At 60.2% G+C, this 284-nt stretch carries 1 protein-coding gene; it reads left to right on the forward strand.

Annotated features, from left to right (window positions below):
• On the forward strand, window positions 1-284 hold a 284-nt coding region (locus SB753_RS36500; RefSeq protein WP_410804989.1), incomplete at both ends, for a glycosyltransferase.

Below are 284 nucleotides of genomic sequence, written 5' to 3' on the forward strand. Positions count from 1 at the left end.
CGAGTTGAAGGCGCTCTATCAACGCGCGGGCTGCCTGGTTTTCCCGTCGCTTTATGAAGGCTTTGGATTGCCGCCGCTCGAGGCCATGTATTGCGGATGCCCAGTCGTCGCTTCGTCGCGCACCTCGATTCCCGAAGCGTGCGGAGACGCGGCGATGTACTGCGATGCGATGTCTGCGCAAGACGTTGCCGAAAAGATCTCGCTGATGATGAGCGACGGCGCGATAAGGCAACGGTACAGGGTGAAAGGCATGGCACATGCGCGGGAATACCGCTGGGATCGCT

The sequence above is a fragment of the Paraburkholderia sp. SIMBA_053 genome, from assembly GCF_046534895.1.
Classification (GTDB): Bacteria; Pseudomonadota; Gammaproteobacteria; order Burkholderiales; family Burkholderiaceae; genus Paraburkholderia; species Paraburkholderia caledonica.